This is a genomic window from Muribaculum sp., assembly GCF_029051885.1.
Lineage (GTDB): Bacteria > Bacteroidota > Bacteroidia > Bacteroidales > Muribaculaceae > Muribaculum.
Genome location: NZ_JAIDKI010000046.1, coordinates 1 through 11,264, shown reverse-complemented (window position 1 = coordinate 11,264; position 11,264 = coordinate 1). Strand labels below are relative to the sequence as shown.

The 11,264-nt window shown below is 47.2% G+C and carries 8 protein-coding genes; 2 read left to right on the top strand and 6 right to left on the bottom strand.

The window, feature by feature from the left end; genetic code table 11:
- Window positions 1–341: 341 nt before the first annotated feature.
- Window positions 342–836 (top strand): hypothetical protein, encoded by a 495-nt coding sequence (locus tag K2I50_RS02130; protein WP_301024602.1) that lies wholly within the window; start codon window positions 342–344, stop codon window positions 834–836.
- Window positions 837–950: 114 nt separating this feature from the next.
- On the opposite strand, the gene K2I50_RS02125 is transcribed toward K2I50_RS02130, so the two are convergent.
- From K2I50_RS02125 to K2I50_RS02105, 5 genes are all read right to left on the bottom strand, one after another.
- A complete protein-coding gene (locus K2I50_RS02125; protein WP_301024601.1) occupies window positions 951–3,206 on the bottom strand; it encodes a GH92 family glycosyl hydrolase in 2,256 nt (751 codons plus the stop codon).
- Between the two features lie 23 nt (window positions 3,207–3,229).
- On the bottom strand, window positions 3,230–4,651 hold the full coding sequence (locus K2I50_RS02120) for an aldo/keto reductase (RefSeq protein ID WP_301024600.1): 1,422 nt from the start codon (window positions 4,649–4,651) through the stop codon (window positions 3,230–3,232).
- Window positions 4,652–4,772: 121 nt separating this feature from the next.
- Window positions 4,773–6,206 (bottom strand): 4Fe-4S binding protein, encoded by a 1,434-nt coding sequence (locus K2I50_RS02115; RefSeq protein ID WP_301024599.1) that lies wholly within the window; start codon window positions 6,204–6,206, stop codon window positions 4,773–4,775.
- A gap of 128 nt (window positions 6,207–6,334) precedes the next feature.
- Window positions 6,335–7,048 (bottom strand): porin family protein, encoded by a 714-nt coding sequence (locus K2I50_RS02110; RefSeq protein WP_301024598.1) that lies wholly within the window; start codon window positions 7,046–7,048, stop codon window positions 6,335–6,337.
- The gene (locus K2I50_RS02105) at window positions 7,048–8,913 is read right to left on the bottom strand and encodes a LysM peptidoglycan-binding domain-containing protein (protein WP_301024597.1); all 1,866 of its coding nucleotides are present in this window, start codon (window positions 8,911–8,913) and stop codon (window positions 7,048–7,050) included. Before K2I50_RS02105 ends, K2I50_RS02110 begins: the two co-directional genes overlap by 1 nt.
- Before the next feature lie 415 nt (window positions 8,914–9,328).
- Between K2I50_RS02105 and K2I50_RS02100 the strand changes: the two genes are divergently transcribed.
- Window positions 9,329–10,474 carry an alpha/beta hydrolase family protein gene (locus K2I50_RS02100; RefSeq protein ID WP_526022942.1) on the top strand — a complete coding sequence of 382 codons (1,146 nt, stop codon included), beginning with the start codon at window positions 9,329–9,331 and terminating at the stop codon, window positions 10,472–10,474.
- Window positions 10,475–10,476: 2 nt separating this feature from the next.
- Here the strand turns inward: K2I50_RS02100 and K2I50_RS02095 are convergent, their stop codons facing one another.
- On the bottom strand, window positions 10,477–11,184 hold the full coding sequence (locus K2I50_RS02095) for an SIMPL domain-containing protein (RefSeq protein WP_526022941.1): 708 nt from the start codon (window positions 11,182–11,184) through the stop codon (window positions 10,477–10,479).
- Between the last annotated feature and the right edge of the window lie 80 nt (window positions 11,185–11,264).

Genomic DNA, 11,264 nt, shown 5'->3' with positions numbered 1-11,264 from the left:
TCCCTCATCACAAGCGAAAATATGCTCGACGATTGACCGCCCTGACGGTAACATTTATTATTAAACAAGCTCTTATAGGGAGTCCGTTAGAAACTGTTTAAATTTATATGATACAGATTTTGAGGGAGAATGTCAGAAGTATTTTTGTTTGTTATGTCATCGACGAAGTCGCTTTGCTTGCAAAGAACGAGAGTAGCCGTTGCTATGTGACTGAAGAGCCAACAAAAAGACACTGGCAGACTCCTCAAAAACAAAGTGATTTGAATTTAAACGGTTTCTTAAACTCTTTTAAGAATAGTTTGTTTTAGTTGTATAATTAAAAATCTCTAATGCATTCTATTATGAAAAAGTTCTTCTACTTTTTGTGTGCTCTCCCGATGTTGCTTCTGGCAGCTTGTAGCGATGATGACAAGGTGCCGGAATTTGATGTTGAGGTAACATTCGCGTCTGACGTAAATGTTGTGGACAACGTGATTACTGTGCCGCAAGGGGAGTCGTTTACTATCGAGTCGGTAAGGCCGGTGAACAGCAACGCTAAAGAAATAACATTTGGTACGGTGACATATCAGATTGATTATGGTCTGGGATTCCCGACAATGGCGAAGCCTTATACTGTGACATTTAATACCGATGGACTGCGTGTCGGACGTCATCTGCTCCGTATATTTATCGGTGTATGGGCTGTGGACTATAGTCCTGCCAATGCAATAGTCTCTTATTATCTTGATATTACTGAGCCGGAAACGGATGACACAACACCTGGTGGCGATGAGACCGATCCTGACGGAGAAGCTGCGGTTGTAGTGGTGGCTCATCCGAGTGTTAAGCCTGCATAAGCGCGATTATATAAGGTGTTACAATAAAACTCACTCCGGAAGATGTGTCTGACACTCTTCCGGAGTGAGTTTTGTTATAGTGCTATTGCCGGTGATTGTTGGCGTATATGTCGATTACAATGATGCAGGTGTCGCCGACATGTCATATTCAAATATGGCGCCGTCGACAATATCGGAATGTGTGAAGAATGGTCTGTCAAGAGTCTTGCCGTTTAGTTTGACAGATTTTATATACTTGTTGTCCTTCGAGTAATTGTTGACTTTTATCTCGATTTTCTTTCCTCCGGGCAGGTTGACTACGGCGTGGGGGAACCATGGACGTCCGATTGAGTAGACCGGTGCGCCGGGGCATACCTGATAGAAGCCGAGGGAGTTAAGTATATACCATGCTGACATCTGTCCGCAATCCTCATTGCCCGACAGGCCGTCGATATCGGCACGATATTGCTCTTTCAGAACTTTATCAACGAGTTCCTGAGTGCGATCCGGGCGTCCGGCATAATTGTACAGGTGTATTATGTGGTGTGACGGCTCATTGCCATGTGCATACTGGCCAATCAGACCGGAAATATCGGCCGATACAAGTTCACCCTCGAGTGTGGAATCTGCATTAAATAGTGAGTCGAGCTTCTCTGCAAATCTGTCGGGGCCACCCATAAGAGTCATCAGGCCGTCCACATCATGAGGTACAAACCATGTCCATTGCCAGGCTGTGCCTTCACAGTAGTCGTCTTCACGGTGGTTGGATGCGCGGGGATTAAATGGCTCGTGCCATTTGCCGTTTTCATCTTTGCCGCGCATGAAGCGTGTGGCGGGATCGAAATACTGGCGGTATGCCTCTCCCTTGATAGCATATTCGTTGGCAACGGCTGAGTCGCCGGCTGCTTCGGCCAGTTTTGAGATACACCAGTCATTATATGCGTATTCGAGACCTTTGGCTACTGATTCAAATTCTTTATTCCATGGTATGAAACCGAGAGTATTTTTATATTCTTTCGATTTGGGCATAAGTGCGAGTTTCACTTTCTCCGGGGTGACAATACCGGTAGTGTCATAAACCGACGAACGTACACCTGCACGATATGCCTTTTCGATGTCAAAATCAGCAATGCCTTTGGAAACAGCGTCAGCCATAAGGGATACGGCATGATATCCTGTCATTGTAGCAGTGTAATTACCGGCAAGTTCCCACATCGGGAGGAGGCCACCTTCGTCGTATTTAAGAAGAAGGGAATTGATAAACTCATTGTTGAGCTGCGGGTCTATTATTGTGAGTAGCGGATGGAGAGCCCTGTGGGTGTCCCAAAGTGAGAAAATGGTATATACAGGCTTTGATGTGTCGCCTTGGTGCACCTTTCGATCCATGCCCAGATATCGGCCGTCGACATCCATGAAAAGACCCGGTGCGATTGCCGCATGGTACATTGCGGTGTAGAAAATCTCTTTATCGGTATTGTCGGCGGTGATATCGATGGTGGAAAGATATGAATTCCATTTCTCCTTTGCGTCATCTCGCACTGCATCAAACTCCCATCCCGGGATTTCCGCCATCAGGTTCTTTTCGGCGCCATCCCAGTCTACGGCTGATACTCCGACCTTAACGTATACGACTTCATCCTTTGATGTGTCCGGGAACTTTAGAAGGGCTTTGCAGCGTATCTGTTTGTCTCCCTTGCTGTTCAGGATAGTGTCGTTGACTGTTTCATGGGTAAAGGGTTTTGAAAATACCGCATACATTGCGAGTTGCTGGTTGAATGCCCAGTACTCCGACATTTTGTATGCACGTATTGCAGTGTCGCCCTCAAACTCGATTTTCATGTCGAGGTTGGTCTGGTTCTGAATCGAATAGTCGAGATCTACGATAAAGCCGGCATCATCGCTTTCGGGGAATGTAAAGCGATATATAGCGGCACGTTCGGTCGATGTTATTTCAGCCTTTATGCCATAGCGCTTGAGGAAAGTGGAGTAGTAGCCCGGTTCGGCAATCTCGTCGGCGTGGGAAAACTCCGAGGCAAACGGCCGATTCTGCAGAGTGTCAATCTGAGTGTCAATCATTTGCTTGCCCACGGTAGGCATTATCAGGAAATCGCCATAGTCGGCACACCCTGTGCCACTGAGGTGGCTCTGTGTGAAGCCGTTGAGTAGCGAGTCGCTATAATGGTAGCCGGAACAGGCATCCCATCCGTTGATTCTTGTGTCGGGCCCGGGCTGTATCATGGCATGGGGAACAACGGGTCCGGGGAAGGTGTGTCCATGGCCTCCGGTTCCGATAAATGGATCGACATATGCGGTATAATCGGAATCACCTTGTGTGCCGCATCCTGCCGTAAGCAAGCCGATCGAAATGGTCGTGATAAATAGTCTATTCATGGAAAGTTATGTTGATATATTTGCTATAAAGTATCTTGTTTGAGTTGTTCTACGTATCGGTCAATCTCCTCCATTTTACCGGGAATATTGATTGCCTGGGGACAATGTTTTATGCATTCTTGGCAACCTATGCAATGGTTTGCCTGACGCAGTCGAGGGACGGCTCTATCGTATCCGATCAGGAATGCACGGCGTAAGCGATTATATTCCGGGTCGGACGAAGATGTCGGCACTCGGCCTTCGTTTACACATTTGTTATAATGGGAGAATATCGAAGGGATATCGATACCGTAGGGGCATGGCATACAGTATTGGCATGATGTGCATGGTACTGTCGGGAACTTTACAAGATAGTCTGCCGCTTGATTGAGCATGTCCAATTCATCTGTTGTACAGGGTTCAAGCGATGAATATGTGTGTATGTTGTCTTGTAGATGCTCCATATAGGTCATGCCGCTCAATACTGTCAATATGCCTTCAGGTGTCCCGGCAAATCGGAATGCCCATGACGCTACACTGTCGTCGGGGCGGCGGCGCTTGAACTCTGCCAACACATGGTTGTTGACCGACGCAAGGCGTCCGCCGAGCAGCGGCTCCATGATTACAGCAGGTATGCCCCTGCGATGAAGTTCGTCATAGAGATATTCTGCATTTGTGTTCCGTGTATTCAGCTGCTTGGCATGTTTCCAGTCGAGGTAGTTGAGCTGTATCTGCGCGAAATCCCATTTGACACTCCCCTCGTCATGCATCTTGAGGAGATGGTCGAATACCTCGATGTCTCCATGATAGGAGAATCCGAGATTTTTTATTTTCCCAGCCGAACGTTCTCCGATGAGGAAGTCAAGTATGCCGTTGTTGATGTATCGGTTTTCCCAGGCTTCCATTCCACCTTGGCCTATGGCATGTAGCAGCATGTAGTCGATGTAGTCGGTACGGAGTTCTTTCAGAGAATTCCGGTACATTTTGATTGACTCCTCGCGTGGCCATGTCTTTGGCGCGAAGTTTGACATCTTTGTTGCGATGAAATAGCTGTCGCGAGGATAGCGGCTCAGAGCGATGCCGAGAGAGTGCTCGCTGTTTCCTTTGCAATATACAGGCGATGTGTCGTAGTAGTTGATGCCATGTTGCATGGCGTAATCGACAAGTCGGTTTACTTGCTCCTGGTCGATGATTTTTTCTCCGGCGGCATCTGTAATCTCAGGCAGGCGCATGAAGCCATAGCCGAGTATGCTTACCGAGTCGCCTGTCGATGGGTTCACGCGCATGGTCATCGGACCTTTTGCTGTTTTGTCTGATGATGCGGATGCCGCTGTTGCGTCAATGTCTTGCCCGATATGCTCTGTAATCTTCCGGCGGCAGGACAGCATGGCGGTAGAGGCCGCTCCGACACCAAGTGTTCTTAGGAATGTGCGGCGTGATATATTGTGGTCAGTACCTTTCTTCATTAATCTACTTTTAAGTAACGACAAATCGGGTAGTTCCTATTAAGGCCTGATTGTGCCAATATATAGAAAGTTTCCATGGATTATTGCAACAAGCATTTAGACCTGTCACTTATGAAAAGCATCAGATATTGCGGTGCACTTCATGTCCTTCTACATAAATGGCACTGAACGGGCGCACCGGACATAAGTTCTCACATGCGCCGCATCCGATACAGCGTTCGGTATCTATGGCCGGAATATTGACTCCGGTAGGATTATCAGCATCAACAGGTATCATGCTTATCGCTCCAGCCGGACAATGGCGTGCGCAATTACCGCAATGCACGCCTTCTGTAGCAGCTATACATCGGTCGGACAGCCATACTGCATGGCCTGTCTGTATGGATGTGCGTTCTTCCTTTTGTATTGGAATGATTGCTCCGGCCGGACATACATTGCCGCATTTATTGCATTCAGGACGACAATAACCGTACTCATAGCTGACTTCAGGTTGCATGAAATGAGATAGGTCTGTCGACGGGCGCAACACTCCGTTGGGGCAGTTGGTAATACAGAGTTGACATGCCGTACAGTGTGTCGTGAAGTTTTTATGACTTATTGAGCCGGGAGGAGTAATCCTTACGCGGCGTTTTGGCTTCAGTTTGTCGGCAATAGGTGCGAGACCGCCGTCTACGCTTTTCTCTTGAGCTTTAATAGCGACAGTACCTGCAAGAATCAGTCCGGCAGTAAGGAAGTCACGGCGGTTGCCGTCAGGAGTAGTTGCCTCAAATTTTTTATCAGTGGCATGCGATGTGCGCGGGGCATATACAATGGCATTTTTGCTACAGGAGTCAAGGCAGTCCATGCATACCACGCAGCGGGTATAGTCAATCTCGCCTTTTTTTGCATCAATACATGATGCCTTGCATTTTCGGCTACATGCGCCACATCCAATGCATTTTGAGTGGTCAATCATCGGGCGCATCCACGAGAAGCGTGACAGATATCCAAGAGTGGTGCCTACCGGACATATGGTGTTGCAGTATGTGCGTCCACCGTACCATGCAAGAGCACCTACTGCAAGCAGGGTGATTGCTGACACAATCAGCATGGAGGTGACTACTTTATAATCGACATGGTAGAATAGATAGCTGTCAGACGGTTCATTGGCGGCTATGATATTGTTGACCTCTACATATAGTGGCTTAAAAATAGATGCTACAATCCTGCCGAATTCACTGTATGGTTCGATGAATGCCGCGATTGAAGCCATACCGAGAATGAGTAGACTTACGAATATCACAAGCATTGCAATGCGTAGCCACGTAAGCGGAGCTGAATATGAGTATTTTTTTCGAGGTCTCATAATCTGGCGTATGCGGGCGATGCCGTCCTGCATTATTCCCAACGGACATAACACTGAACAATATATGCGTCCGAAGAGCAGTGTTGCAACCACCAGGCCGATGATTACCATTATGTTCAGCGAGAGTATGGCAGGTATAAACTGCCATTTTGCAAGAAACCCCCAATGTGTTGCCGCTATTTCGGTGACATCAAGGAAAAGCAATGTCATAGCTGTAAAAACAACTATGGCCAAAAGAATTCTTGTAGTCTTGAGATATTTAGCCAAAATACAATATTGAATGTGGTAATGTAATTGGTGGGATGACTGGGCCTCTCTTGTTTTATATAGAAATATGGCTATTTTATTCTATAGGAGTATCCTAAAGTTACCATTATCGAAGTGCCTCGTGAAGCGGAAAAGGTATCCTTACGCTCATCCGGGAATATATTGCCTATACCGAAGTAATAGCGTCCTTCAAGATGTATGCGATGGCGGCGCTTTATTATGAATTCAATACCGGCGCCGGCCGAGATGCCGTAATCGAATTTTTTTGTCGGCTCCATCCATAATTGGTCGGTTTCTCTATTTGGCGGAAAGTCGGGTATGTTGGCGATGTTGTGGACATCGAAATTAGATGAGTAGCTTGTTCCAATCATATAACCGAATTCCGGGCCGAGGTTAAAGAATCCGTTTACATGGCGTCCTCCGAAAAAAATATTCGTAAGGAGGGGAATCTGGATGTAATCGAGTTTGCGCTCGAAGGAGAAGGGATATTCCTCAAAATCTTCCTTCCATCCGCGTTGCTCGTAATTTATTTCTACAATAAGACCGAAATTACGCTCTTCCCAATAGCGCAGTTGCAATCCGGCCATCTGACCCATGACCATAGATTCCTTTACGCTTGGGGTAAAGGACATTTTAGACATGGTAATGCCTGCATGGCCTCCAATCGAGAATTTAGAGTTGTAATGTGCCTGTGCCGATGCCGAGCCATACGCCAATGCTATCGCGATAGCTGACACTATTGACATACAGCGCAATCTGCATGTGTTGCTGATAAGTCTTGCCATTATAGACTGATTTTCTCTGTTATACCCGAGGGGCGGAAGTTGACAAGATATAGCGCTTTGTTTACAGATCCGGCATTGATGCCGTCGGAGATAAACCGGAAATCGCTCTGAATACCGCTGTATGGGATAGAGTCGGGGAACGACTCTGAATCATTGAGCGAACGGATAAGGAACATGCCGGCATCAAATCCGAGAATACCTTGTACGGGTATGGCATTCATCATCGGCGCTCCATACCACCGTGAATATTCTGCTGTCAGGTCCTTTGTGCGCAGAGAGCTCTCATCGTTGTAGAAACGTGAATATATGGTTGTATTCATGAAGCGCATGTTCTCAAGAGCATCGCCACGGAATGTTATCCACTCGGGGTAGCCGAACAGTCGTGCTGAATTGTAGTCGCTAAGGCTCTCCTTATACGCCTTCAAGGTGCTGATGATGCGCGAGAATTCGGTCTGTGTGCCTGATGATGGGATGAATATGTATTTTTCATCGGCAGTCAGTTTTTCCAAATCGGCCTGGCGTAGCGTTCCGGAGTAGGATATCTCGATTATCTTTCGTCCTTCTGACATTGCCTTTGACCGAAGACGGCTTTGAAATTCGGCCTTATCGGTCTTTCCGCCTTCCTGAGGTACAAGTAGCGCCAATGTATGGCCGGGATATTCATTAAGGATGCCGGCTACGGCGGTATCATACATGTCGGAGTGGGGGATATTGGCCTGCATCATGGCTTTGTTGTTGCGATATAGAGTGCTCTTTACCGCAAATGCATTGAATACCTTCGCGCCGTTTTCTGAGGCGAATGATGCGATGCGTCCCAATTGCAGGTCGTCATCGGGTGCGATAATCACGGTTGACTTGGCAACTTCCGGCAGAGAGAGTATTGAGTTTACTGTATCGATGCTTGCAGCCGTGTCATATGCCGATATAACCAAGGGATTGCCATGGTTGCGCAGCGAATCGGCAGCAATCAGTAGTCCACGATAGAATTCCGTGTAAAGCTGTGCCTGCTTGTCGGGCTGTTGCGCGGACAGCATGAATGGTAGCATAACTGTCATACGCAGGGTGTCAGTCCGGGATTGATTGTCGGATATCGCATCTTCCATTGGAGTAAGTAATGTCGGGGCTTCTACCTGTGGAGCCGACAGGTTGTCTCCATAGGAAATTTGGGATTCCAATGTGCCGCCGGATGCGGTGTTCTCAACATAGACAGAGCCTGTGCCTGCGGTTGTGAAAACCGGAGACTCGTAAGTCGAGGCTGTCGTAGTGCTGTTTGTCGGCTCGGTCGGAGCTGAATATTCCGTTGTTGGTGTCGAATATGTAGTTGAGGAGGTGGTGGACAGACTTTTTGGGGTAGATTCATATGAGGGCTGAGCCTCTTTTGTCGGGATGGTGAGGACAGTGCCGTACTTTAGGCCTATGGTCTCCAGTTTGGGATTTGCTGCAATCAGATCAGCCTCCGATATGTCATACTGACGGCTGATGCCATATATGGTTTCTCCTTTTTTTACAAGATGGCATGAGACGGTCGAGTTTGAGGATGATGATACATTATTTGCCGGAGTAGATGGTTTTGACGAATGAACGGGATTTGACGGAAGCGCATCTACCTCACCTTTGGGAAAATAAAGAGTCTGGCCTGCACGGAGTCCGTCGGCTACCGATGGGTTGTAGTGTATAATCTGGGCCTTGGTGAGTCCGAAACGGCGAGCGAGGCTGTATACAGTCTCTTTGGGCTGTACCTCATAGTAATAGCATACGTTTCCATTAACCATGCGTGTAGGCAGGTCGAGGGCGATTGCATTAAATGTAGCGCCAAGTATGGCGGCGGTAAGAACAATCCTGTTGCGGAAGTTATGGTAATTCATTCTGCAAATGGTTGGGTATGTGAATAGTAGGAGAGTCGATATAGTTGTGGCAAAGTTAAGCATTTTTTACCTCATATCCTTGCTGCCCTTTATAAATAATGTGAATTATCCAAGCACAAAGCATGATGCACAAAGCATGATGTGAAACCGGGTAGCATTGAGATTGTCTAAATACTTTGTCTATGTAGTGAAAAAGCTGTGGTATAAGAAATGATTGAATGGGTGAGTATATTAATGGCCGGTGTTTCCATGAATTTATTGTCAGCTGTATTACCTAATGATTTTGTGCGTTTGCGTTGAGTATTACGGTTGGTATAATAAGGATTGCGATATATCCGTTACTTGATAGTAATCCGTTTCAAATCCATAAATGATGATAGAAAGAAAATATATATTGCGAGGGGCTGTGTGTGCTATGATAGGATGCTCGCTTATTTTTGGTGACGGCAGTGGGCTTTTGGCAAAGAAACCCTCATTGCAGAAACGTGGTGAGTATGAATTCACATTTGATTTGCCTAAATATGTCGAAGAACTTAAGGAGGAACTCACTTATCCTATGGCCTGGGGGAACTCTGATGAAAAAGATTTTGAACGTTGGCGCAAGATGGCCCGGGAAAAGGTCATGGAATGTATGATGACACCACCTAAGAGTGCCTCGGCTGATGTGGAAGTCATAGCTACGGAGCGCAGGGATGGATATGAGGCCCGCAAAATACGTTTTAACGTCAATGCATATTCCCGCATTACGGCATATCTGCTTGTGCCTGATGGAGATGGGCCTCATCCGGCCGTAAATCTGCTACATGACCATGGCGGTCATCTGTTTATAGGTAAGGAAAAAATGGTCAGACCGTTTGATGAGGATTCTGTAGTTGTGGCCGATGCCGATAATTGGGTCGCCGGTTTTTATGGCGGACAGTATTTCGGCGACTTTCTTGCCCGGAACGGTTATGTTGTATTCTCGGCCGACGCTCCAATGTGGGGAGACCGTGGTCGGGAAGAGGGTGTCGACCGTTCGAAGTATGATATCATCGCCGGCAACATGATGATGCTCGGGCGTAGTCTGAGCGCGTTTATGTCTTACGATGATATTACATGTACGGAATTGCTTGCATCGTTTCCTGAAGTCGATTCCGGACGTATCGGGTGTGCCGGCGGATCGATGGGTGGATACCGGACATGGATGCTTTCGGCATTGAGCGACCGGATAAAGGCCGGAGCGGCAGTGTGCTGGATGGTGACGACTGATGTACAGATATCGGTCAAAGACCGAAAGCGTGAGTATGGAGGCTTTGCCAACTGTATTCCCGGACTCAGGCAATATCTTGATTATCCTCACATAGCTTCAATTGCCTGTCCGAGGGCTATGCTTTTTATTAACGGGCGTCAGGACCATCTATTCCCGATTGATGGAGTCGAGGATGCTTATTCTGAAATGCACAAGGTATGGGATAGTCAGAATGCAGGACACCGCCTTACCACTGAACTATGGGATATGCCTCATTTTTGTGGTAAAGCGGTGCAGAATCGTGTATTGGATTTCTTTGATGCTAATCTGTAAGATCAGTCCTCAAGATAGAATACGATGGTAGATACTACGCGTACTTTCTTGAGATAAGGTGTATATGGGTCGCGGTCGGAGATGTCAAACTGGCCTTGTGAGGCTGTCTTGATTTTGCCGAGGCGGCTCTTGGAGTCGGCGGCAAATTTGTCGGCGGCTTCTCTTGCATTGGCAGTAGCCTCTGCAATCATTTCTGGCTTGATGTCGTTGAGAGCGGTATACTCATAAATTGTACGGTATTCATAGTCGCCGGCTGTTATGGCAATGCCTTGTTTCAGCAGCTCGGTCTGGCGTGAGATGAGTTTGTTGACTTTTTCAACGTTGGGGGATGTGACGACTACTACCGATGTCACATTGTAGCGGAACGGACGGTCGTTTGAACCGTATCGCTCGGCCTGGAGGTCAAGAATCTGGGGTGGCTGTACGAGAATTTCGTCGGAGGAGATGCCGTTGTCGGTCAGGAACTTGCTGATTTTGGTCGTGTTTGAGGTAATCTTATCGTATATTGAAGTGAGATCGTTGCCCACTTCTTTGCATACGATAGGCCATGTGACTTTGTTGGCCATTACCTCTTTTTCGGCCAGGCCGCGTACGGCTACCACTCGGTCGCGGTAGGCGAAATTGTCAATGCCGCTTTTGATAAATACTCCAAGGAAAAAGATACCGGCTGCAATCAATAGTGCTGGCAGTGTTCGTGTCAGAATTCTCATTTGTTTAGAATGTTTTAGTTGTGAATTTAAATAATATGACAAATGGATTGTGTGAAAGTTTATGCCGCCAAAATAAAAAG